Source organism: Xanthomonas sp. DAR 80977 (assembly GCF_041240605.1).
Lineage (GTDB): Bacteria > Pseudomonadota > Gammaproteobacteria > Xanthomonadales > Xanthomonadaceae > Xanthomonas_A > Xanthomonas_A bundabergensis.
In genome coordinates this window covers 2,024,784-2,047,973 of record NZ_CP162487.1, presented here as the reverse complement: position 1 = coordinate 2,047,973, position 23,190 = coordinate 2,024,784, and the positions used below count along the sequence as shown (strand labels likewise).

The window sequence follows — 23,190 nt, the reverse complement described above, 5'->3', positions numbered from 1 at the left end:
ACAATTCTCCAGGGTGGTGGCACAGGACGGCCTGTGCCGCCTGAGATGACGCGTTAGGATAGCCGCCGCGGCGCGTAACCGCTACCGACGACGCAACTCTGACAAACAAGCGTCGCCGGAGTTCCCTTCACTCTTTTTTTACATCTCAGGAATGGCCATGTCCGGCACGCCGGTCGTCACCGCTACCCAGGATGCGATCCGCATCGTCACCGTGAACCGCGTCGACAAGCTCAACGCGTTGAATCGGCAAACATTACAGGCACTGGACGCGGCCTTCGCCGAGGCCGAGGCCGACCCGGCAATCCGCGTGGTGGTGCTGACCGGCGCCGGCGAAAAGGCCTTCGTGGCCGGCGCCGACATCGCCGAGATGAACGAACTCACACCGGTTCAGGGCCGCGACTTCTCGCAACTGGGCCAGCGCCTGATGCGCCGCATCGAGCGCATGCCCAAGCCGGTGCTGGCGATGGTCAACGGTTTCGCGCTCGGCGGCGGGCTGGAGCTGGCCATGGCCTGCCACCTGCGCATCGCCGCCGACGGCGCCCGGCTCGGCCAGCCGGAGATCAACCTCGGGCTGATCCCCGGCTTCGGCGGCACCCAGCGCCTGGCGCGCCTGGCCGGCCGCGCCGCGGCGCTGGAGCTGTGCCTGCTCGGCACGCCGATCGACGCGGCGCGCGCGCTGCAACTGGGCCTGGTCAACCGCGTGGTGCCGGCGGCCGAACTGCGCGAGGCCACGCTGCAACTGGCGCGGCAACTGGCCGGCGCCGCGCCGCTGGCCTTGCGCGGCATCCTCGACGCGATCCAGGTCGGCGGTGAATCGGCGATCGAGCAAGGCCTCGAATACGAGACCGCGCAGTTCGGCCTGCTGTTCTCCAGCGAAGACATGCGCGAAGGCACCCGCGCGTTCCTGGAGCGGCGCCCGCCGCTGTTCCGCAATCGCTGAGCCGCGCGCACCGATGCCCGCCTCGCCCTCCCCTGCACCGCCGCTGCAACTGCTGCGCTGGGTGCTCGACGACGATCTCGACGCGGCGATCGACGGCGGCCTGATGGACTATGCCGGCGACGCCGACGACGACCGGCTGGATCCGGCGCATCCGCAGTTGCGCGCGCAGCTGCTGGCCGCGCAGCAACGCCTGCGCGAGGCCTGGGCCGCACGCGAACGCCACCGCGCGCGCAGCGCACGCCTGGCGCGCCGCGCCGCCGCGCGCGAGGCCCGGCGCGCGCCGCCCGCGACCGTCGCCGTCGCGGTCCCGTCGCTGCCGCCGGCGGCGGCGGCGATCCTGGCGCGGGCCAAGGCCAAGGCCGCCGCGCGGGGGCCGCAATGAGCGCAGCTGTCGCCACGCCACGGCGCGGCCCCACCTTGAGCAAGGCCGAGATCCACGAACTGTTCTCGCGCCTGTCCGAACTCAATCCCACGCCGACCACCGAACTGGACTACAGCACGCCGTTCGAGCTGCTGATCGCGGTGATCCTGTCGGCGCAGGCCACCGACGTCGGCGTCAACAAGGCCACGCGCCGCCTGTATCCGGTGGCGAACACCCCGGCGGCGATCCTGGCGCTGGGCGAGGACGGACTGAAGCGCTACATCTCCACCATCGGCCTGTTCAACGCGAAAGCCAAGAACGTGATCGCCACCTGCCGCATCCTGGTCGAGCAGTACGCCGGCGAGGTGCCGCGCGAGCGCGCCGCACTGGAAGCCTTGCCCGGGGTCGGCCGCAAGACCGCCAACGTGGTGCTCAACACCGCCTTCGGCGAGCCGACCATCGCCGTGGACACGCACATCTTCCGCGTCGCCAACCGCACCGGCCTGGCCCCGGGCAAGGACGTGCGCGCCGTCGAGGACGGCCTGCTCAAGCGGGTGCCGGCGCAGTTCATGCACGACGCGCACCACTGGCTGATCCTGCACGGCCGCTACGTGTGCAAGGCGCGCAAGCCGGACTGCCCGCGCTGCGTGATCCGCGACCTGTGCCGGTTCAAGGACAAGACGCCGGGCTGACCGCCATCGGATCGCAGGCCACGCCCCTGTAGGAGCGGCTTCAGCCGCGACACTATGCCGAAATCGGAAAGTCCACCGCTGCGCTCGTCGCGGTTGAAACCGCTCCTACAAAAAACGTCGGATCGCCGGCTGGGTGCACTGTGGGAGGGGCTTCAGCCCCGACAGCGTCCGAAGCCGGAACACCCGCCGCTGCGCTCGTCGCGACTGAAGTCGCTCCCACAACAGCACTCGGATGGTCGCCGGGTGCACCGTAGGAGCGGCTTCAGCCGCGACACCTTCCGAAATCGGAAACTCCGCCGCCGCGCTCGTCGCGGTTGAAACCGCTCCTACAACGCCTCCGGCCAGCCACCCGGATGGCCGCACTGCAGACAACGCGACCCGCCTAGGCCGCGCGCTGGCCCTCCACGCGCCGGTCCAGTTCCTTCCAGTCCACCACCAGCGCGCAGCCGCGCGCGGCGGCGTTGCGGCTCCAGTCGCGCAGCAGTTCCAGGCAGGCATGGTCGACGTGATGCAGCCGCGCCACGTCCAGGTGCAGTTCGGTGTTGGGCGGCAGCCGCTCCAGGGTGCGCGCCATGGTCGGCACGCGCAGGAAGGTGGCCGAGCCCTCCAGCGACAGGCGCAGCTTGCCCGCATTCGCGGCGGCGCCGCCGGCGGCGTCCTCGTGCGCATGCACGCCAACCTTCAGCCGCGACTGCTGCAGCGCCAGCCGCAGCAGCGACAGCGCGAAACCGACCAGCACGCCGGTGAGCAGGTCGGTGGCGACGATGGCGAAGGTGGTCGCCAGGTAGATCGCCGCGGTGCCGCGGCCGTAGGCGGCCAGGTCGCGCACCTGCCCCAGCTTGACCATCTTCAGCCCGGTATAGACCAGGATGCCGGCCAGGCACGCCACCGGGGTCATCCGCAGCAGCCACGGCAGCAGCAGCGCGAACACCAGCAGCCAGCCACCGTGCAGGATGGTCGAGGCGCGCGTGGCGGCGCCGGCCTGCACGTTGGCCGCGCTGCGCACGATCACCCCGGTCATCGGCAACGCGCCGAGGAAGCCGCACAGCATGTTGCCCACGCCCTGCGCGGCGAGCTCGCGGTCGTACCGGGTGCGCGGGCCTTCGTGCATGCGGTCCACCGCCGCCGCCGACAGCAAGGTCTCGGCGCTGGCGATGAAGGCGAAGGTGAAGGCCGACAGCAGCAGCGTCGCGTCGAACACGCCGAGCATCTGCGCCAGGGTCGGGGTCTGGATCGCCGAGAACAGGTTGGCCGGCACGTCGACCTTGCGCACGTCCACGCCCTGCAGTTGCACCAGCGCGGTCACCGCCACCACCGCCAGCAGCGCGCCGGGCACGAAGCGCAGCCGCTGCGGACGCAGCCGCTCCCAGGCCAGCATGATCGCGATGGTGCCGAGCCCGACCAGCAGCGCGGCGCGGCCCACGCCTTGGTCCAGCGCACGCCACAGCGTCGCCGGCAACGCGGCGAAGTTCTCCAGGCCGCGCGCCTTGGGCGCCGCGTCCATCAGCACGTGCGCCTGCGAGGCCACGATCAGGATGCCGATGCCCGAGAGCATGCCGGCGACCACCGCCGGCGAGGTCATGCGGAACCACACCCCGGCCCGGCACAGCCCGGCGATCAGCTGGATCGCGCCGGCCAGCAGGATCACCGGCCCCAGCGCGGCCACGCCGTGCTGGCGCACCAGTTCGAACACCAGCACCGCCAGGCCGGCGGCCGGGCCGCTGACCTGCAGCGGCGAACCGGCGATCAGCCCGACCACCAGGCCGCCGACGATGCCGGTGATCAGCCCGGCCGCCGGCGGCATGCCCGAGGCGATGGCGATGCCCATGCACAGCGGCAGCGCGACCAGGAACACCACCACCGAGGCCAGCAGGTCGCGGCCGAACAGGCCGTTGCGCAGATAGCCGGCAAGCGCGGAAGCGCCGGCGAAGGAGGGTTGTGTCATGGTTCGCATGCTCGTCTCCTTCAGACCGCGACGTTGCGCAGGACCGGCGCCAGCCGCGGCCGCGGGGTGGCTTCGGGAGGACGCCTGCCGTCTTCCGGCAGCAGCGGCACGAAGCGCCCGTGCTCGGCGTCGAAGGCGCGGATCTCGCCATGGGCGATGTCGTAGATCCAGCCGTGCAGGCGCAGCGCGCCGCGCGCCAGCCGCGCCGCCACCACCGGCTGGGTGCGCAGGTGGTCCAGTTGCGCCACCACGTTCTCCTCGGTCAGGCAGTGCAGCGCGTCCTCGCCGTGCCCGGCATGGCCGTGCTGCGCGGCGACCTGGCGCGCGCTGTCGGTGTGCTTGAGCCAGGCGGCCACGTTCGGCACGTCCTGCAGCGATTCGGGATTGAGCACCGCCTTCATCGCGCCGCAGTCGGTATGCCCGCAGACCACGATGTGCTTCACCTGCAGCACCGCCACCGCGTATTCGATCGCCGCGACCACGCCGCTGACGTGCTGCGAGTAAGGCGGCACCACGTTGCCGATATTGCGGTAGACGAACAATTCGCCGGGCTGCGCGGCGAACATCAGCTCCGGCATCACCCGCGAATCGGCGCAGGTGATGAACAGCGTGTGCGGGGTCTGGCCGCCGGCCAGTTGCCGGAACAGGCCGCGCTGGCGCGGATAGACCTCTTGGCGGAAGTGGCGGAAACCATCGAGCAGACTTTGCATGGGGGAAACCTCGGGACAAGGGAAAGGCATCGCCGCGGCGGATGCCGCAGAACGGGGACGAACAGCGAAGGCAGCGCCGGCACGGCGATCGCGACACGCGATCGCAGATGGGCGGCGGATGGGATCGACAGCGCGGCGGCCATGCGCCGGGCGCGGCCGGATCCAGCGGCTAGGCGCTGGGAGGTCGCAACCGCGGTTGCGGATGGGTGCCGGCGCCACGCCGCGGCGCCGGCGCCGGCCAGATCGGCGCAACGCGCGCCGACCGCCACGGCGGCGCCGGCAGCACCGGCGTGTCGTCGTACGCCGCCTGATCGGCGAGGCTGCGCGCTTCGGCCTGCGCGTCCGCCGCCTGCATGTCCGGCGCGGCCATCGCACCGGTCTCGGACACCGCCAGCGGCAGCGCCGTCGCAGCCGGGCGCGACGGCGCGAGCAGCGCCAGCAGCGCGAGCAACCACAGCGCGGCGAGCATCGGCATCCGCTTGCGGGCATGCGAGTTCATGCCGCCACGCTACCCAGCGTGTCCGGCAGCGACAAGTGGTGCAGCGCACAAAAGAGCCAATCGACGGTGCGATGGCGAGACGATGCCGCGCTTTGTGATGCTCGTCGTATGCGGCGAGCGCATGCGGCGTTTCATCTGCGCGCCATCGGAACGCAACATGGCGCGCGTCCAATGGCGCAGATGACGCGGTGGCGTGCACCGGCGTGCACGCCCGGTGTACGTTAAGTGTCACATTTACGCAATCTTCACATATTAGCCTGCGCGCATCTTCCACCGCCCAGGCAACCCATGAAACTGTCCCGCACCCTTCTCTCGGCAGCCGTGCTCGCTGCGATGTTCGCGCCTGCCGCCCACGCCGAAATCGCCATCGACGTGATCGGCGGCTCGGAAATCTCCTTCGAAGGCCTGGTCCAGGCCGACGGCAACTGGTACGACAACGACGTCCAGGACCTCAACGGCACCACCGGCAACAACGGCAAGAACGCCGAGTTCGGCATCCGCCGCGCCGAGCTGGTCGCCAAGGGCAAGGGCCCGGGCAACTTCGAGTGGGTCCTGGGCTACGACGCCAGCACCCTGCGCGAGTCGTCCAACAACGGCACCACCGTGCGCAGCACCGGCAAGTTCCTGGACACCAACATCAAGTACAAGTTCGGCGGCAACGCCAACAACTTCCTGCAGATCGGCCAGTACAAGCAGCCCAACAGCCTGGAAGAACTGTCCAGCACCAAGAACAACGACTTCATCGCCAAGGCCTCGGTCACCAGCACCTACGCGGTGGCGCGCCGCCTCGGCGGCGCGGTCGGCTTCGGCGACAACAACTGGAGCGTGGTGGGCAGCGTGTTCGGCCGCGAGCTGAGCCGCAACCTGGCGCACGGCAGCGGCTACGGCGCGCGCGGCACCTTCGCGCCGATCAACGAGTCGGGCAACATCCTGCACTTCGGCCTGAGCTACGTGAACTACGACACCGATGCCGACACGCTGCGCCTGCGCGCGCGCCCGGACGCCGACCTGGCCTCGGTGCGCCTGGTCGACAGCGGCAACCTGACCAACACCGACCGCATCGGCGTGCTCGGCGGCGAAGCGATGTGGGTCACCGGCCCGTTCAAGGCCCAGGGCGAGTACTACAACGCCAAGGTCGAGCGCTACGGCGCCAGCGACAACTACAGCAGCGACGGCTGGTACCTGAGCGGCGTGTGGAACGTCACCGGCGAGACCTGGGGCTACAAGGCCGGCGTGCCGACCACCCCGCTGCCGAACGAGCCGGCCAGCGGCATGTGGCAGCTGGGCGTGCGCTACGACAGCATCGACCTCAACGACGGCAGCCTGATCGCGCGTCCGGTCGGCGCACCGCTGGTCGACGGCGTGCTCGGCGGCAAGATGAGCACCTGGACGGTCGGCGCCAACTGGTACTGGCGCTCCAACTTCAAGCTGGCGCTGAACTACGTGATGGTGGACAGCAGCAAGTACAGCAGCACCACCCGCGGCAACGTCAGCGACAAGCCGAACATCCTCGAGGCGCGCGCGCAGTTCTACTGGTAATCGCCGCGGCCCGGTGCAGCGCGCGGCACCTGCCGCGCCTGCACCGGCGCCATGCCCCATCGCAGCGTCATGTTTCCGTCATGTACCAGCCCCGGCGCCGTCATCGAACGGTTATGTAATGACCGCATGCGGTGCCCCGCATACCACCCTTCAGGAGCTTCCTCCGTGATCCTCTCGCTCAAGTCCCGCGTCGCGGCTGCCGCCGTCGCCGCGTCGTTCGTGTTCGCCGCCAACGCCGCCGATGTCACCGGCGCGGGCGCCTCGTTCATCTATCCGGTCATGTCCAAGTGGTCGGCCGACTACAACGCCGCCACCGGCAAGAAGGTCAACTACCAGTCGATCGGTTCCGGCGGCGGTATCGCCCAGATCAAGGCGGCCACGGTCGACTTCGGTTCCTCCGATGCGCCGCTCAAGCCGGACGACCTGGCCGCGTCCGGCCTGGCCCAGTTCCCGTCGGTGATCGGCGGCGTGGTGCCGGTGGTCAACGTGCAGGGCATCGCCCCGGGCGCGCTGAAGCTGGACGGCAAGACCCTGGCCGACATCTTCCTGGGCAAGGTCAAGACCTGGAACGATCCGGCGATCGTCGCCCTGAACCCGGGCGTGAAGCTGCCCGACGCCAAGATCACCGTGGTGCACCGCTCCGACGGTTCGGGCACCAGCTTCAACTTCACCAACTACCTGTCCAAGGTCAATGCGGACTGGAAGAGCAAGGTCGGCGAAGGCACCGCGGTGCAGTGGCCGGTCGGCATCGGCGGCAAGGGCAACGAAGGCGTCGCCGCCTACGTCAAGCAGATCAAGGGCGGCATCGGCTACGTCGAGCTGTCGTATGCGCTGCAGAACAAGATGTCCTACACCGCGATGAAGAACGCCGCCGGCAAGTTCGTGCAGCCCAGCGACGAGAGCTTCGCCGCCGCTGCCGCCAGCGCCGACTGGGCCAGCGCCAAGGACTTCTACCTGGTGATGACCAACGCCCCGGGCGAGGCGTCGTGGCCGATCACCGCGACCAACTTCATCCTGGTCCACAAGCAGCCGAAGAACCCGGCCAGCGCCAAGGCCACCAAGGATTTCTTCAAGTGGGTCTACGCCAACGGCGACGCCCAGGCCAAGCAGCTGGACTACGTGCCGCTGCCGGACGCGCTGGTCAAGCAGATCGACGCGTACTGGACGGCCAACCTGAAGTATTGATCGGCGTTCTCTCTCTCCGCCGATCGCTACCCGACGCGGGCCCCTCACGGGGTCCGCGTTTTTTGTTCCTCCTCCCACCGAGACCATGCCTCTCCCTTCTCCCCCTCGGGACCATGGCCCCCTGTTCGGGGGAAGGTGCCCGAAGGGCGGATGAGGGCAGGCGTGAAGCGGTGCCTGAGAACGCGAAGCGGTGCCTGATATCGCAGGACGCAAGCACGAGCGCAGCGATTTCGCCCATCCGCGCGTGGCTTCGCCCGTACACCTCACCCCCGACCCCTCTCCCAAGGGAGAAGGGGGCGAAGCCGCTGTTTTCCTTGACCAATTTCACGCGCAGGCGGCCGCGTCATGAGGCTGTAACAAAAACATCATTTCATAGCGAGCATCCGCCGGAGCTTCCGGCCCTCTTCGCTACGGAGTGACCCCCATGAAACTGCAGCCGGCACGCTTTGCCGTCCTGTCCCTGGCCCTCGCCTTCGCCGTCACTGCCTGCCAGCCGGGCAATGGCGACAAGCCGCAGGGTGCCGCCGATGCGGCAGGTGGCGCACCCGCGGCCGCTCCGGCCGACGGCGCCAAGACCGCCGCGGAAATCTCCGGCGCCGGCGCGTCCTTCATCTATCCGCTGGTGTCCAAGTGGTCGGCCGACTACCACACCGCCACCGGCAACAAGATCAACTACCAGTCGATCGGCTCCGGCGGCGGCATCGCCCAGATCAAGGCCGGCACGGTCGATTTCGGCTCCTCCGACAAGCCGCTGGACAGCGCCGAACTGGCCGCCGCCGGCCTCGGCCAGTTCCCCTCGGCGATTGGGGGGGTGGTGCCGGTGGTCAACCTGGACGGCATGGAAGCGGGCAAGCTGAAGCTGACCGGCGCGGTGCTGGCCGACATCTTCCTCGGCAAGGTCACCACCTGGAACGACCCGGCGATCGCCGCGCTGAACCCGGGCACCACCCTGCCCACCACCAAGATCAACCTGGTGCACCGCTCCGACGGCTCGGGTACCAGCTTCAACTTCACCAACTACCTGTCCAAGGTCAGCCCGGAGTGGAAGAGCAAGGTCGGCGAAGGCACCTCGGTGCAGTGGCCGGGCGGCGTCGGCGGCAAGGGCAACGAAGGCGTGGCCTCGTACGTGCAGCAGATCAAGGGCTCGATCGGCTACGTCGAGCTGGCCTACGCGCTGCAGAACAAGATGCCGTACGCCTCGCTGCAGAACGCCGCCGGCAACTGGGTGCAGCCCAACGCCGACAGCTTCGCCGCGGCCGCCGCGTCGGCCGACTGGGCCAACGCCAAGGACTTCAACCTGGTCATCACCAACGCCGCCGGCGCGCAGGCGTGGCCGATCACCGCCACCAACTTCATGCTGATGCACAAGCAGCCCAAGGATGCCGCGCGCAGCAAGGCGACCCTGGAGTTCTTCAAGTGGGCGTTCGAGAAGGGCCAGCCGCAGGCCAACGACCTGCACTACGTGCCGCTGCCGCCGGAACTGGTGCAGCAGATCGAGGCGTACTGGGCCAAGGAGTTCAAGTAAGCGCGACGCCGCTTGCGCCCTCGCCGGCGCAAGCGGATGCGCGGACGCGCCACGCGCCGCGCATGTGAACCAGGACCGGCGCTGCGCCACGCAGCGCCGGTCGCCGCATCGGCACCACGTATTTCCGGACTTTCGGGTTCCCGCCTGCGCGGGAGCGACGCAGCCACCCACCGCGTGCGGCCCACCCCCGCCGCGGCAACGATCGGACCGCGCCACTGCGCGCTCCGGCGACAACCGAGCCCATGAACGCCACTGTCATTCCCGAAGTGATCACAGCGCCCGGCGCGCGCGACCTGCGCGACGCCCGTGCCGACCGTCTGTTCCGCTGGACGCTCACCGCCACCGTCGTGTTCGTCCTCGTCGCCCTGGCCAGCGCGGCCCTGTCGATGCTGTGGGGCGGCCGCCATGCCCTGCAGATGCAGGGCCTGAGCTTCTTCTACTCCAGCGAATGGAACCCGGTCGAGAACAAGTACGGCGCGCTGGCGCCGATCTACGGCACCCTGGTCACCGCGCTGATCGCGATGCTGATCGCGGTGCCGGTGAGCTTCGGCATCGCCTTCTTCCTCACCGAAGTGGCGCCGCGCTGGCTGCGAGGCCCGGTCGGGACCGCGATCGAACTGCTGGCCGGCATCCCGTCGATCATCTACGGCATGTGGGGCCTGTTCGTGCTGGTGCCGGTGATGACCGAGTACGTCACCCCCTGGCTCAACGACCACCTGGGCACGCTGCCGCTGATCGGCCCGATGTTCCAGGGCCCGCCGCTGGGCATCGGCCTGCTCACCGCCGGCTTCGTGCTGGCGATCATGGTGATCCCGTTCATCTCCTCGGTGATGCGCGAGGTGTTCCTGACCGTGCCGACCCGGCTGAAGGAATCGGCCTACGCGCTGGGTTCGACCAAGTGGGAGGTGAGCTGGGACATCGTGCTGCCGTACACCCGCTCGGCGGTGATCGGCGGCATCTTCCTGGGCCTGGGCCGCGCGCTGGGCGAGACCATGGCGGTGGCGTTCGTGGTCGGCAACACGGTGCGGCTGTCGCCATCGCTGCTGGAGCCGGGCACCACCATCGCCGCGCTGATCGCCAACGACTTCGGCGAGGCCACCGAAACCTACCGCTCGGCGCTGCTGCTGCTGGGCTTCGTGCTGTTCATCGTCACCTTCGTCGTGCTGGCGATCGCCCGCCTCATGCTGCAGCAACTGTCGCGCCGGGAGGGCAACTGAGATGGCCGCCGACATCGCCGATCGCCTGTACAACCGCCGCCGCGTGGTCAACGTCTTCGCGCTGCTGCTGTCCTGCCTCACCGCGCTGTTCGGGCTGGTGTTCCTGGCCTGGATCCTGTGGACCCTGGTGTCCAAGGGCATCGCCGGCATCAGCGTCGACCTGTTCACCCGCATGACCCCGCCGCCGGGCGAAGAAGGCGGCCTGGCCAACGCGTTCTTCGGCAGCGCGGTGATGTGCGGCCTGGCGCTGCTGATCGGCACCCCGCTGGGCGTGGCCGCCGGCACCTGGCTGGCCGAGTACGGCAATGCGCGCAAGACCGGCCAGGTGGTGCGCTTCGTCAACGACATCCTGCTGTCGGCGCCGTCGATCGTGCTCGGCCTGTTCGTGTACACGCTGTACGTGATGCAGACCGGCGGGCGCTTCTCGGCGATGGCCGGCGCGTTGTCGCTGGCCTTCATCGTGCTGCCGGTGGTGGTGCGCACCACCGACGAGATGCTGCGCCTGGTGCCATCGCAGATGCGCGAGGCAGCGCTGTCGCTGGGCATCCCGCAATGGAAGGTGACGATGCAGGTGCTGTACCGCAGCGCCTCGGCCGGCATCGTCACCGGCGTGCTGCTGGCGCTGGCGCGCATCAGCGGCGAGACCGCGCCGCTACTGTTCACCGCGTTCGGCAACCAGTACTGGAACAACAACATCATGCAGCCGATGGCGAGCGTGCCGGTGGTGATGAACTCCTTCGCCGGCAGCCCCTACCCGACCTGGCAGCTGCTGGCCTGGTCCGGCGCGCTGGTGCTCACCGTGTTCGTGCTGCTGGTCAGCCTCGGCGCGCGCGGGCTGCTGCGCCGCTACAAGATTTCCAACGATTGAGTCTCCTATGGAACCGGCCATGAACGATCAGCACAACGCCGCACCGATGCATCGCATCGCCATGCCCACCGGGCACACCGCGCTGGCGCCATCGCCGGTGAAGGTGGCCGCGCGCGGCCTGGACTTCTACTACGACAAGTACCACGCGCTGAAGGGCATCAACATCGAGGTGCCGGAAAAGCGCGTCACCGCGCTGATCGGTCCGTCCGGCTGCGGCAAGTCGACCCTGCTGCGCATCTTCAACCGCATCTATGCGCTGTATCCGAAGCTGGAAGCGCGCGGCGAGGTGCTGCTGGACGGCGAGAACATCCTGTCGCCGAAGTACCCGATGAACCGCCTGCGCAGCAAGGTCGGCATGGTGTTCCAGAAGCCGGTGCCGTTCCCGATGACGATCTTCGAGAACGTCGCCTACGGCATCCGCCACCACGAGAAGCTGTCCAAGGCGGACATGGCCGACCGCGTCGAGCACGCGCTGCGCCAGGGCGCGCTGTGGGACGAGGTCAAGGACAAGCTCGGGCAGAGCGCGCTGGGCCTGTCCGGCGGCCAGCAGCAGCGCCTGTGCATCGCCCGCGCGGTGGCGCTGCGCCCGGACGTGCTGCTGCTCGACGAGCCGACCTCGGCGTTGGACCCGATCTCCACCAGCCGCATCGAGCAGCTGGTCGAAGAGCTGAAGACCGACTACACCATCGTCATCGTCACCCACAACATGCAGCAGGCCGCGCGCGTGTCCGACTACACCGCCTTCATGTACCTGGGCGACCTGATCGAGCACGACCGCACCGAGATCATCTTCTCGCAGCCCAGCAAGCAGCAGACCGAAGACTACATCACCGGCCGCTTCGGCTAAGACGCTCCGATGCCAGCCCCGCGATGCCAGGATGGCCGCGGCGACACTAACGAATCCTACGGACCCACGACATGAACACCCAGCCGAACGAGCACATCGTGAAGAGCTACGACGAAGAACAGCACCGCATCGCCGCCGAGATCGTGCGCATGGGCCAGACCGCGGTGGCGCAGCTGGAAGCGGCCCTGGACGTGGTCGAGCGTCGCGACGACAACGCCGCGCTGCGCATCGTCGTCAACGACGAGGCGATCGACGCGCTCGAGCACGCGATCAGCCACGACGTGATGCGGCTGGCGCTGCGTGGGCCGATGGCGCGCGACCTGCGCGAGATCCTCGCTGGCCTGCGCATCCCGGCCGACATCGAGCGCATCGGCGACTATGCCGCGAACGTGGCCAAGCGCTCGATCGCCTTGAACATGTCGCCGCCGATGCCGCAGACGCTGGGCCTGCGCCAGCTCGGCAAGCTGGCCGCGCAGCAGGTGCGCGAAGCGCTGCTCGCCTACCAGAGCAACGACGCCGACGCCGCGCTGCGGGTCCGCCAGGGCGATGCGCTGCTGGACGCGCAGTACACCGCGCTGTTCCGCGAGCTGCTGACCTACATGATGGAAGACCCGCGCAACATCACCCCGTGCACGCACCTGCTGTTCATGGCCAAGAACCTGGAGCGGATCGGCGACCACGCCACCAACATCGCCGAGAACGTGTGGTTCCTGGTGCATGGCGACCAACCGCTGCCGCCGCGCGACAAGCGCGACGAGACCAGCACCACCTCCGGCCTCTGAGCGGCGGTTCACGCGGTCTCCACGCGACCGATACGTGGCGACACATATCGACATATGCAAAGCACTGAATCTCCTGGAAATTTTATCGCCTATTCATCGGCCGGCGACTAGCGTGTGGGCAAGCGTGGAGCCGTTCTCCACGACCACCCAGGAGATACCATGAAGCGCATCATCGGTTCGGTCCTCGCACTGACGCTGCTGGCCTCCGGCGGCGCATTCGCCGCCGGCCAGGACGACCACGATCGCGACCGCGATCAGGACCGCAAGGACCATCGCGACGACCACCGCGGCCCGCAGCAGGCGCGCCAGGACGACCGTCGCGACGACCGCCACGACAACGGCCGCCACGAAGGCCCGCGCCACTACAAGCGCGGCGAACGCCTGGCCGCCGATCATCGCGGCGACCGCGTGCCCGACTACCGCAAGCGTGGCCTGAAGGCGCCGCCGCGTGGCCACGAATGGCGCCGGGTCGACAACCAGTACGTGCTGATCGCCGTGGCCACCGGCGTCATCAGCAGCGTCATCGCCAACAGCCGCTGATCCCAGCGCCTGCCGCGAACACAGGGCCCCGCTTCGGCGGGGCCTTTTTCGTTGCGCGCAGCGCAGCGCCGCATGCGGCGAGCGCCGGCAGCGGGTACGCTTGGCGGCCTCCGCCGGCGATGCCGGCATCGCGTCCGCCTGCCTGGAGAGTCCGCATGTCCGTCCCCTCGCGTCCATCCGCCGCCCTCGCCGGCGCCGTCCTGCTCGGCGGCCTGGGCCTGTCCGCTTCCGCGCTGGCGATGACCGACCTCGCCCAGGGCTATGCGCTCGGCGCACAGGCTGCGGCGCCGCCCAGCGCGGCCGCGACCACGCCGGCGCAAGCGCAAGCCAGGCCCGAGACCAGGCCGGCGGACGCCGGCAACGCCAAGAACGCCGAGGGCAGCTGCGGCGCGCATGCGCAGGACGCCGCCAAGGCCCAGGCGGACACGTCCGCCGGCACCGCAGCGCACGACGACAAGGCGATGGCCGAAGGCAAGTGCGGCGAGGGCAAGTGCGGTGGCGGCGGCTGAATCCACGCCGCGCGCGCTGGCCGCGGCGAGCGCCGGACTGGGGCTGCGCCGCGGCCTGTTGCCGGAGTTGCTGCAGGCGCCGCCGGCGGCGTTCGATTTCCTCGAGTGCGCGCCGGACAACTGGATCGGCGTCGGCGGCCGCCTGGGCGCGATGCTGGACACGCTGGCCGCGCGCCATCCGCTGAGCTGCCATGGGCTGTCGCTGTCGCTCGGCGGCATGGCGCCCCTGGATATGCAGCTGCTGCGGCAGACCCGGCAGTTCCTGGATCGGCACGGGGTCGCGCTGTACAGCGAACACCTCAGCTACAGCGCCGACGACGGCCAGCTCTACGAGCTGCTGCCGCTGCCGTTCACCGACGAAGCGGTGCGCCATGCCGGCGCGCGCATCGCCCAGGCGCAGGATGCGCTGGGCCGGCGCATCGCGGTGGAGAACGTGTCCTACTACGCCGCGCCGGGCCAGGCGCTGAGCGAAGCGCAGTTCGTCGCCGCGGTGCTGGCCGAAGCCGACTGCGACCTGCTGCTGGACGTCAACAACGTCTGCGTCAACGCCGCCAACCATGGCTACGACGCCCTCGCCTTCCTCGCCGCGATGCCGAGCGCACGCATCGCCTCGTACCACATCGCCGGGCATCGCGACGACGACGCCAGCGCGCTGAAGATCGACACCCATGGCGCGGCCGTGGCTGGCGAGGTCTGGGATCTGCTCGACGCCGCCTACCGCCTGCACGGCGTGCGCCCGACCCTGCTGGAACGCGACAGCCAGTTCCCGCCGCTGCCCGACCTGCTGCACGAGGTGCAGCGCATCCGCGACGCACAGGCGCAGGCCGTGCCGGTCCAGGCGGCGCGGGTGGCGCATGGCTGAGTCGCTGCACGCCCAGCAGTTCGCGCTGGCCCTGCACTTGCGCGATCCGCAGCGGCACGCGCCGCCGCCGGACATCGAGCCGCGGCGGCTGGCGGTGTACCGCGCCTTGTTCTTCGACAACATCGCGCAACTGCTCGCCTCGAACTTCCCGGTGCTGCACGCCACCCTCGACGAGGCTGCATGGCAGGCGCTGCTGCGCGCCTTCTGCGCCGAGCACCGCGCACGCACGCCGCTGTTCCCGCGCGTGGGCGGCGAGTTCGTGCGTTTCCTGGAGCAGCGCGCCGCCGATGCACAGCGGCCGTGGCTGGCCGAGCTGGCGCACTACGAGGCGGTCGAACTGGAACTGCAGATCGACGACGCCGCGGTGCCGCCGCACGATCCGCACGGCGACCTGCTCGACGGCATGGTGCAGTTGTCGCCCTGGCTGCGCCTGTTGCGCTATCGCTGGCCGGTGCAGCGCATCGGCCCGGCCTGGCAGCCGCAGCAAGCGCCGGCGCAGCCGACCTGCCTGCTGGCGCGGCGCGAGGCCGACGGCCAGGTCCGCTTCGCCGAACTGGCGCCGCTGGCCTACGACCTGGTGGCGCGGTTGCGCGCCGGCGAGCACAGCGGGCGCACGCTGCTGCTGCGCCTGGCCGCCGAGCACGGCCAGGACCCGGCCGCGCTGCTGCACGAGGGTGCCGCGCTGCTCGAGCGCCTGCGCCAGCAGGGCAGCGTGCTCGGCACCCGCCTGCCCGCCTGAGCCGCGCTGCGCGATCGGCGAACACCGTGGCATTTCGTCCACCGGATCATGGGCCACTCGTGGGAGCGACTTCGGTCGCGACAGGCATTCCCGGTAAAGCCTGTCGCGACTGAAGTCGCTCCCACACCACGTCGCCGACTGTCGCTGTGCGACTGAAATGCCGCCCCGTCGATCTGCGGACATCCGTACCGCCGTTCCGCAGCGCCCGTGTCGCCGCTGTGATTCGCCTTCGCCAGGCGTGCGCAAGCGCCACCGCGCTGGTCGTTTAGCCGCGCTCTGCTACCCTTGCCGGATGAACGATCACGTCGACAGCCCCTCCCAGCCCCTCGCCGTCACCCCGATGTCGCGGCGTTTCCGCGGCTATCTGCCGGTGGTGGTGGACGTGGAGACCGGCGGTTTCGACTGGAACCGGCATGCGCTGCTGGAGATCGCCGCGGTGCCGATCGAGATGGACGATTTCGGCCAGCTGTACCCCGGCGTCACCGCCAGCGCCCACGTGGTGCCGGCGCCCGGCACCGACATCGACCCCAAGTCGCTGGAAGTCACCGGCATCATCCTCGACCACCCGTTCCGCTTCGCCAAGCCCGAGCGCGAGGCGCTGGACCACGTGTTCGCGCCGGTACGCGCGGCGGTGAAGAAGTACGGCTGCCAGCGCGCGATCCTGGTCGGCCACAACGCCCATTTCGACCTGAACTTCCTCAACGCCACCGTGGCCCGCTGCGGCCACAAGCGCAACCCGTTCCACCCCTTCAGCGTGTTCGACACCGTGACCCTGGCCGGCATCGCCTACGGCCAGACCGTGCTGGCCCGCGCGGTGCAGGCGGCCGGCTTCGACTGGAACGCCGCCGACGCGCACAGCGCGGTCTACGACACCGAACAGACCGCCCGCCTGTTCTGCAAGATCGCCAACGCCTGGCCGGCGCCGCAGATCGGCTGAGGGCCTCGCACCGACCGACGCCGCACCGTACTGTCGGCCAGAGGGCCAACACTTCATCCAAGCCGACGTCGCCTCGCGGCTCGGCTCAATTCAGGCGTCAGTTCGCGATGGGAATACTCCGGCAACTGATCATCATGACCGCGCTCCTCTTGGCAGGCAGCGCGCATGCCGACGACTTTCTGCGCCGAAACGTCCTCTATTTCCTGCAACACTCGTCCATGACTGCCCATGTGCGCATCGATGGCACCCGCAGCATCAAGGAAGTTCGCGACCTCACGACCGGGCGGATCGGATACAAAACATTCGAGGTGACGGCTACCGTCATCGAGGGATTCAAAGGCGTTGGGCCAGGCGAGATCACGTTCGCCGTCACCCAGGAGCAGCCTTCCGACCCGCCCCGCGAAGGCCAATTCATCGTCAGCTTGAATCGCGACAAAGACGACCGCCTCTTCTTTGCGGATGACAGCGTCTTGTGGGTGGTCGCTAGCCCAGACCTGCTTGCTGCAGCCCGCACGGGCGGATAACAAACAATGCATTCGAGCAGATACAAATGTGTGGTCTTTGTGCAGCAACGGCCATAACCACCAGCAGACTCAACCGGAATTGTCGATGCTCGATTTCATCGGGGAACTGGGTACGCTCGATCCATGGCTCTGGCGAGGATGGGCGTATCTCTTCTCATCTTCCTACCGTGCGAAGCGCCATGCGCGATGGGCCGCGGAAGGATCGCTCTACGCCTTGGTGGATATCGCGTTCTCGCTGGCGGTCATGGCGCTCGAGGTCTATCTGGCTTTGGCTCTTTTCACACTCGCGCTTGAGACGCTCAGCGCCCGTCCCTGACCGTTCCAGTCCTCACGCTCCCGCGGCAACGGCAATTCGGCAACGCCCGCAGAATCGCGAATGTCATGAAGCGGCCGTTGCAACATCCGGTTCCCACGGCGCATGCCGGTTCCGCCCGCGAATGCCCTGCTCCAGCCCTCACCCCACGCACACCCGATCCCGCCCGCCGCTCTTCGCCCGGTACAACGCCACGTCCGCACGCTGCAGCAGCTGGCTCGGCGTCTCCTCCCCGCTCAGCGCGACCAGGCCGGCGCTGAAGGTCACCCGCAGCGCCGGCGCGTCGGCCCACTGCAGGCGCGCGTGGAACAGGTCGCGCAGCCGCGACGCCATGCGCTCGGCCTCGGCCAGCGAGGTGTCGCCGAGCAGCACCGCGAATTCCTCGCCGCCCAGCCGCGCCGGCAGGTCGGTGGCGCGGCAGGCCTCGGCGAGCAGATGCCCGACCTCGCGCAGCACCGCGTCGCCGGTGGCGTGCGAGTAGCCGTCGTTGATCTGCTTGAAGCGGTCGATGTCGATCACCAGCAGGCACAGCGGGTTGCCGCTGCGCTGCGCGCGGCGCACGTCGCGCAGCAGCACTTCGTCGAAATGGCGGCGGTTCGGCAGCCCGGTCAGTGCATCCTCGTGGGCCTGGCGCTCGAAGGCGTCGGCCTGGTGCCGCAGTTCGGCCAGCAGCTGGTTCTTGTCGGTGTCGGCCTGCAGCAGCCGTTCGGTCTGCAGCTGCAGGGCGGCGGTGCGCTGCTTGACCAGCCGCTCCAGGCGCAGGTTGCGGCGCTGGTAGCGCCCGATCAGGTAGCGGTACAGCGCCACCATGCCGAGCAGCAGCGCCAGCGCGGCGCCGGCCTGCACGCTGCGCCGCTGCCACCACAGCGGGGCCACGCTGAACCGCCACAGCGCCTCGCGCGTGCTCCAGGCGCCGTCCGGATGCGCCGCGGCCACATGCAGGGTGTAGTCGCCCGGCGGCAGGCCGATGAACTCGACGCTGCGCTGCTGGCCGCGTTCCACCCAGTCCCTGTCCAGGCCGTCGAGCCGGGTGCGGTAGCGGATGCGCTCGGGCAGCAGGTAGCTGAGCCCGACGTAGGACACCGCGATGCGGGTGGCGCCGGGCAGGCGCGGGTGGCGCCGCCAGTCGAACGCCTGCCCGTCCAGCAGCACGTTCTCGATCGCCGCCGGCGGCGGCAGGCGTTCGCGGAAGCGCTGCAGCCGGCGCGGATCGACGGTGCTGACGCCGCCGGCGGTGACCAGCCACACGCTGCCGTCGCCGCGCACGATCGCCGACGGGCCGGAGCTGCCGTTGCCCTGGGCATTGGCCATGCCGTCGATCTCGTTGTAGCGGGCCACCTGCAATTTGCCGGCGCGGCCGTCGGCCACGGCATCGAGCGCGTCGGCGCTGGTCCGCAGCACGCCGCGGTTGCTGGTGATCCAGACGTTGCCGAGCCGGTCGCTGACCAGTTGGAACACCGTGTCCACCGGCATGCCCTGCTCCAGGCCGACCCGCGCCAGCGTGCCGCCGCGGTCGCGGTGCAGGCCGCGATCGGTGGAAATCCACACGTCGCCGCCCAGCGCCTGGAAGCCGAACACGCTGCGCGCGCCACCCAGCGGCTCCAGCGGCAGCCGTTGCACGCGGCCGTCGCGCAGCACCGAGGCGCCTTCGACCGAGCCGATCCACAGCGCGCCGTCGATGCTGGCCAGCGCGGTGATCAGGCCCTGCGGCAGGCCCGGCACGTCGGCCATGCGCGCCTGCTCGCCGTCGATGCGCACCAGCCCGCGCTGGGTACCGAGCCAGACCGTGCCGGCGCGGTCCACGCTGATCGCGCGCACGTGGCCGCTGGGCAGGCCGTCGTCCTTGCCGTAGTGGCGGCGCACGCGGCCGTCGTGCAGCCGGTACACGCCGTCGGCATAGGTGCCGACCCACAGGTCGCCGTCCGCGCCGCGCGCCAGGCTCAGCACCGACGGCGCGCTGCCGTTGGCGTTGCGCAGCCCGGTCGGCGCGATGCTGCCGTCGGCCGCCATCCGGTCCAGGCCGGCGGCGCTGCCGATCCACAGCGCGCCGTCGGGCGCTTCCAGCAACGCGCGCACGTAGTCGCCGCTGAGTCCGTCGCGGCGCGTGTAGCTGGTGAACAGGGTCTCGCGCAGGCGGAACAGGCCGCCGTTGGCGCCGATCCAGACGCTGCCCTCGGCGTCCTCGAGCAGGCTCACCACGCGCCCGTTGGGCAGCACCTCGCCCGGCGCCATGTGCTCGATGCCGTGCCGGCCGATGCGCAGCAGGCCCTGGTTCTCGGTGCCCAGCCATACGGCGCCGTCGCGATCGCGCAGCATCGCGGTGAAGTGGCCGTAGCCCGGCAGATGGTGCACCAGCACCGCGCGCTCGCCCTGCAGCCGGTACACGTTCTCGCCGGCGACCAGCCAGATCGTGCCGTCCGCGGCGCGGTACGGCCAGGCCAGGCCGGGCGGCAGCCCGAACGCCGCCGGCGCGCGCTGCAGCGTGCCTTGCGCGTCGCGGTAGAGCAGGCCGTCGAGGCTGCCGATCCAGACCCGGTCGCGGTCGTCGACGGCGATCCGCGGGAAGCTGTTGGCCAGCGGCAGGCCCGGCGGCGCCGGCTGGTAGTCGAAGCGGCCGTCCGGCCACAGGCAGCCCAGGCCGTTGCCTTCGAACAGCAGCCACAGCCGCCCGTGGCGGTCCTGGGTCATGGCATGGATCAGCGCGCGCGGCCAGCCCGGCGGTTGCAGCCAGAAGCGCCAGTTGCCGGTGCGGTCGTAGCGGCCCAGGTTGCCGCGCGAGTCGCTGAGCCACAGCGCGCCGTCGCGATCGACGTACAGCGAGCCGACGCCGTTGTCGGGCAGGCCGGGACGGGTGCTGCGGTCGATCACCGCGAAGTCCAGCCCGTTGTAGCGCACCAGCCCTTCCCAGGTGGCGAACCACAGGCGCCCGTCCGCGGTCTGCGCCAGGTCGCGCAGCGAGTTGTGCGGCAGGCCGTTGCGCGAGGTCCAGGCGTCCACGGCGTAGTCGCGCAGCGGCGGCGGACCGGCATCGGCCGGGTCGGCCGCATTGGCGGCGATCGCCGCGGCGGGAGCCGCGCCGAGCAACAGCGCGAGCAGCGCCAGCAGCAGCGGCAACCATGCAGGCGCGGCGCGGCGGACGGCCGCCGCCTGGCCCGACGCCGCTCCGCTCACCGCTTAGATCCGGGACGCGAGGCGCCAGGACGCATCAACCGCCGCTTCCGCAGACGCGGCGCCGGGCTTGCGCCGCCATGCGGCGCGCAAGGCCGCAGCAGCGAACCGGCCTGCGCGACCGGACCACGGCGCAACGCCGGGCGCAGCGCAGCCAGGCCCTGCGGATCGGTCCCGCTCGGCAGTGGACGACACGCCCCGAGGCGCAGGCGCGGTGGCCGGCCAGGATCGGCGAGACGGGGGCGGCACAGGCTCATTGCCGGAACGGAACACGGAAAGTGCGCACATGGTAGGCAAAAATCCGCCGCCGCGGGAGCACGCGCGGCGGCGCGCGCGGGATGCCGGCCGCGCTCAGCCCCGGCGCGACGGCGCCGGCCACTCCACGCATGCCTCCAGGCCGCCCCCGGGCAGGTTGCGCAGGCGCAGCGTGGCGCCGTCCTTCTCGGCCAGCGCGCGGGCGATGGTCAGGCCCAGGCCGGCGCCGCCGGTCTCGCGCGAGCGCGAGGTCTCCAGCCGCACGAACGGGGCGAACACCGTCTCCAGTTCGTCCTCGGCGATGCCCGGGCCGCGGTCGCGCACGTACACGCCGAGCGCGCCGTCGGCATGGCGCTCGGCCGCCACCCGTACCGACCCGCCGTACTTCAGCGCGTTGTCGACGAGATTGGAGAACAGCCGGTGCATCGCCAGCGGGCGCAGCGGCAGCACCGCGCCGCAGCCGCGTTCGAACACCGCGTCGGCACCGGCCTCGGCGGCATCCTCGATCACGCTCTGCAGCAGCGAATCCAGGTCCAGCGCGGCGCGCTGCTCGGCGGTCTCGGCGCTGCGCGCCAGTTCCAGGCCTTCGCGGATCAGCGCCTGCATCGCCGCCAGGTCGCCGATCAGGCGCTCGCGCAGGGCGTCGTCCTGCACGTTCTCCAGGCGCAGCCGCAACCGCGTGGACGGGGTCTGCAGATCGTGGGTGATCGCCGCGAGCATCTGCGTGCGCTCGCCCAGGTGCCGCTGCAGGCGCTGCTGCATCGCATTGAAGGCCTGCGCGGCGCGGCGTACCTCCAGCGGTCCGCGCAGCGGCAACGGCGGGCGCTGCAGGTCCTGGCCCAGGTCGGCGGCGGCATCGGCCAGCTGCTGCAGCGGCGTGCTGGCGATGCGCGCGACCACATAGGACAGCAGCGCGATCGCCAGCGCCAGCAGCGACAGGAACAGCGGGTCCACCGCCAGCGCGGTCTGCCGCGCGATCGGCTGGGTCTGCAGGCCCAGCCGCAGCGGCGTGCCGTCGTCCAGGCGCACGCCGACCAGGCGGCAGGTCGGCGGTTCCAGCGAGGCGTCCTGGCGGTCGAGGTCGCGGCGCTGCGGCGGTGGCAGGAAGTCCGGACGCTGCGGCATGCAGGCGCGCATGTCCAGGCGCGCCACCTGCGCCTGCGCCAGCGCGCCGCCGCGCGCGCCGAGCACCGCGGCGAACACCGGGTCCGGCGCCTGCGCGCGCGCCGTGGCCGGCAGGATGCGGATGCCCGGCCCGCCCAGCGACAGCAGCCGCGCGCGCAATTCCGGGCCGGCGCTCTGCAACAGCTCGACGAAGCTCTGCAGGCGGTCGGCAGCGCGCTCCATGTTCTGCCGGTCGAACTCCTGGCGGCGCTTGGCGTTGGCCAGCAGCGTGGCGAAGCTGGCCGCGCAGGCCATGCCCAGCAGCAGGATCAGGAACAGGCGCCCGGCCATCGAGGCGAAGAACCGCCGCAGCCGCTTCATTCCAGCGCCACCGCCGCGGCCAGCACATAGCCTTCGTTGCGCACGGTCTTGATCAGGCCGTCGCCGCCGCTGTCGCCCAGCTTCTGCCGCAGGCGGCTGATCTGCAGGTCGATCGCGCGGTCCTGCGCCTCGTACTGGCGGCCGCTGCTCAGCGCCACCAGCTGTTCGCGCGACAGCACCTTGTTGGCATGGCCGACGAACACCCGCAGCAGGCGGAATTCGGCGCCGGACAGCACCACCACCCTGCCGCCCGGATCGACCAGGTGGCGTTGCTCCAGGTCGAACAGCCAGCCGCCGAAGCGCGCGCGGCGGATCGCCAGCGGCTCCAGGTTGGCCGGCAGCGCCTCGGTCCGGCGCAGCACGTTGCGGATCCGCGCCAGCAGTTCGCGCGGCTCGAACGGCTTGGCCAGGTAGTCGTCGGCGCCCATCTCCAGGCCGAGCACGCGGTCGATCGGTTCGCTGCGCGCGGTCAGCATGATCACCGGCGTGCTCGACTTGGCGCGCAGGTCGCGGCACAGGGTCAGCCCGTCCTCGCGCGGCAGGTTCAGGTCGAGCACGATCAGGTCCACGTGTTCGCGCTCCAGCACCTGGCGCATCTGCGCGCCATCGCTGGCGGTGCTGACCTGATAGCCGGCGCGGCCCAGCTGTTCGGCCAGGAGGGTGCGGATGTCGACGTCGTCGTCGACCACCAGCAGGCGATGCATGGTCGGTTCTTCCTTCATGCGGCGATGATCCATCCTAGCCGATC

23 protein-coding genes are annotated in these 23,190 nt (G+C 70.3%); 17 read left to right on the top strand and 6 right to left on the bottom strand.

Annotated elements, in window-relative coordinates; genetic code table 11:
- Nucleotides 1-157 precede the first annotated feature (157 nt).
- Genes AB3X10_RS08685 through nth form a run of 3 tightly spaced genes read left to right on the top strand, consistent with a single transcriptional unit; the run spans nucleotide 158 to nucleotide 1,993 of the window.
- Nucleotides 158-940 carry an enoyl-CoA hydratase/isomerase family protein gene (locus AB3X10_RS08685; protein ID WP_369980776.1) on the top strand — a complete coding sequence of 261 codons (783 nt, stop codon included), beginning with the start codon at nucleotides 158-160 and terminating at the stop codon, nucleotides 938-940.
- Nucleotides 941-953: 13 nt separating this feature from the next.
- The gene (locus AB3X10_RS08680) at nucleotides 954-1,322 is read left to right on the top strand and encodes a hypothetical protein (RefSeq protein WP_369980775.1); all 369 of its coding nucleotides are present in this window, start codon (nucleotides 954-956) and stop codon (nucleotides 1,320-1,322) included.
- Entirely contained in the window at nucleotides 1,319-1,993 is a 675-nt protein-coding gene (nth, locus tag AB3X10_RS08675; protein ID WP_369980774.1) for an endonuclease III, read from the top strand. Before AB3X10_RS08680 ends, nth begins: the two co-directional genes overlap by 4 nt.
- Before the next feature lie 382 nt (nucleotides 1,994-2,375).
- Here the strand turns inward: nth and AB3X10_RS08670 are convergent, their stop codons facing one another.
- From AB3X10_RS08670 to AB3X10_RS08660, 3 genes are all read right to left on the bottom strand, one after another.
- Nucleotides 2,376-3,947 (bottom strand): SulP family inorganic anion transporter, encoded by a 1,572-nt coding sequence (locus AB3X10_RS08670; protein WP_369980773.1) that lies wholly within the window; start codon nucleotides 3,945-3,947, stop codon nucleotides 2,376-2,378.
- A gap of 11 nt (nucleotides 3,948-3,958) precedes the next feature.
- On the bottom strand, nucleotides 3,959-4,648 hold the full coding sequence (locus AB3X10_RS08665) for a carbonic anhydrase (RefSeq protein ID WP_369980771.1): 690 nt from the start codon (nucleotides 4,646-4,648) through the stop codon (nucleotides 3,959-3,961).
- A gap of 169 nt (nucleotides 4,649-4,817) precedes the next feature.
- A complete protein-coding gene (locus tag AB3X10_RS08660; RefSeq protein ID WP_369980769.1) occupies nucleotides 4,818-5,147 on the bottom strand; it encodes a hypothetical protein in 330 nt (109 codons plus the stop codon).
- Between the two features lie 288 nt (nucleotides 5,148-5,435).
- On the opposite strand from AB3X10_RS08660, the gene AB3X10_RS08655 reads away from it, so the two are divergent.
- From AB3X10_RS08655 to AB3X10_RS08590, 14 genes are all read left to right on the top strand, one after another.
- Complete coding sequence (locus tag AB3X10_RS08655; RefSeq protein WP_369980767.1) at nucleotides 5,436-6,686, top strand: OprO/OprP family phosphate-selective porin; 1,251 nt, start codon at nucleotides 5,436-5,438, stop codon at nucleotides 6,684-6,686.
- Nucleotides 6,687-6,851: 165 nt separating this feature from the next.
- Nucleotides 6,852-7,871 carry a phosphate ABC transporter substrate-binding protein PstS gene (gene pstS / locus AB3X10_RS08650; RefSeq protein WP_369980765.1) on the top strand — a complete coding sequence of 340 codons (1,020 nt, stop codon included), beginning with the start codon at nucleotides 6,852-6,854 and terminating at the stop codon, nucleotides 7,869-7,871.
- Between the two features lie 424 nt (nucleotides 7,872-8,295).
- Nucleotides 8,296-9,396 (top strand): phosphate ABC transporter substrate-binding protein PstS, encoded by a 1,101-nt coding sequence (pstS, locus tag AB3X10_RS08645; protein ID WP_369980763.1) that lies wholly within the window; start codon nucleotides 8,296-8,298, stop codon nucleotides 9,394-9,396.
- A gap of 242 nt (nucleotides 9,397-9,638) precedes the next feature.
- Nucleotides 9,639-10,613 (top strand): phosphate ABC transporter permease subunit PstC, encoded by a 975-nt coding sequence (gene pstC / locus AB3X10_RS08640; RefSeq protein ID WP_369980762.1) that lies wholly within the window; start codon nucleotides 9,639-9,641, stop codon nucleotides 10,611-10,613.
- 1 nt (nucleotide 10,614) lies between these two features.
- Complete coding sequence (pstA, locus tag AB3X10_RS08635; protein ID WP_369980760.1) at nucleotides 10,615-11,481, top strand: phosphate ABC transporter permease PstA; 867 nt, start codon at nucleotides 10,615-10,617, stop codon at nucleotides 11,479-11,481.
- Nucleotides 11,482-11,500: 19 nt separating this feature from the next.
- Entirely contained in the window at nucleotides 11,501-12,328 is an 828-nt protein-coding gene (gene pstB, locus AB3X10_RS08630; protein ID WP_369980759.1) for a phosphate ABC transporter ATP-binding protein PstB, read from the top strand.
- A 71-nt stretch (nucleotides 12,329-12,399) separates the two neighbouring features.
- Nucleotides 12,400-13,110, top strand: coding sequence for a phosphate signaling complex protein PhoU (gene phoU, locus AB3X10_RS08625; protein ID WP_369980757.1), 711 nt, complete (start codon nucleotides 12,400-12,402; stop codon nucleotides 13,108-13,110).
- Between the two features lie 159 nt (nucleotides 13,111-13,269).
- A complete protein-coding gene (locus tag AB3X10_RS08620; protein WP_369980755.1) occupies nucleotides 13,270-13,650 on the top strand; it encodes an RcnB family protein in 381 nt (126 codons plus the stop codon).
- Between the two features lie 155 nt (nucleotides 13,651-13,805).
- A complete protein-coding gene (locus AB3X10_RS08615) occupies nucleotides 13,806-14,159 on the top strand; it encodes a hypothetical protein (RefSeq protein ID WP_369980753.1) in 354 nt (117 codons plus the stop codon).
- Entirely contained in the window at nucleotides 14,146-15,021 is an 876-nt protein-coding gene (locus AB3X10_RS08610; RefSeq protein ID WP_369980751.1) for a DUF692 domain-containing protein, read from the top strand. The genes AB3X10_RS08615 and AB3X10_RS08610 overlap by 14 nt, the downstream gene beginning before the upstream one ends.
- Nucleotides 15,014-15,760 (top strand): DNA-binding domain-containing protein, encoded by a 747-nt coding sequence (locus AB3X10_RS08605; protein ID WP_369980750.1) that lies wholly within the window; start codon nucleotides 15,014-15,016, stop codon nucleotides 15,758-15,760. The genes AB3X10_RS08610 and AB3X10_RS08605 overlap by 8 nt, the downstream gene beginning before the upstream one ends.
- Before the next feature lie 292 nt (nucleotides 15,761-16,052).
- Nucleotides 16,053-16,697: a ribonuclease T gene (rnt, locus tag AB3X10_RS08600; protein ID WP_369980749.1), complete on the top strand. Its 645-nt coding sequence runs from the start codon at nucleotides 16,053-16,055 to the stop codon at nucleotides 16,695-16,697.
- 134 nt (nucleotides 16,698-16,831) lie between these two features.
- Entirely contained in the window at nucleotides 16,832-17,221 is a 390-nt protein-coding gene (locus AB3X10_RS08595) for a hypothetical protein (protein ID WP_369980747.1), read from the top strand.
- An 85-nt stretch (nucleotides 17,222-17,306) separates the two neighbouring features.
- Nucleotides 17,307-17,537, top strand: coding sequence for a hypothetical protein (locus tag AB3X10_RS08590; protein ID WP_369980745.1), 231 nt, complete (start codon nucleotides 17,307-17,309; stop codon nucleotides 17,535-17,537).
- A gap of 138 nt (nucleotides 17,538-17,675) precedes the next feature.
- Here AB3X10_RS08590 and AB3X10_RS08585 read toward each other — a convergent pair whose 3' ends face one another.
- From AB3X10_RS08585 to AB3X10_RS08575, 3 genes are all read right to left on the bottom strand, one after another.
- A complete protein-coding gene (locus AB3X10_RS08585) occupies nucleotides 17,676-20,639 on the bottom strand; it encodes a diguanylate cyclase (RefSeq protein WP_369981734.1) in 2,964 nt (987 codons plus the stop codon).
- A 414-nt stretch (nucleotides 20,640-21,053) separates the two neighbouring features.
- Entirely contained in the window at nucleotides 21,054-22,442 is a 1,389-nt protein-coding gene (locus tag AB3X10_RS08580) for an ATP-binding protein (RefSeq protein ID WP_369980744.1), read from the bottom strand.
- The gene (locus tag AB3X10_RS08575; protein ID WP_369980742.1) at nucleotides 22,439-23,164 is read right to left on the bottom strand and encodes a response regulator; all 726 of its coding nucleotides are present in this window, start codon (nucleotides 23,162-23,164) and stop codon (nucleotides 22,439-22,441) included. Before AB3X10_RS08575 ends, AB3X10_RS08580 begins: the two co-directional genes overlap by 4 nt.
- Nucleotides 23,165-23,190: the final 26 nt, after the last annotated feature.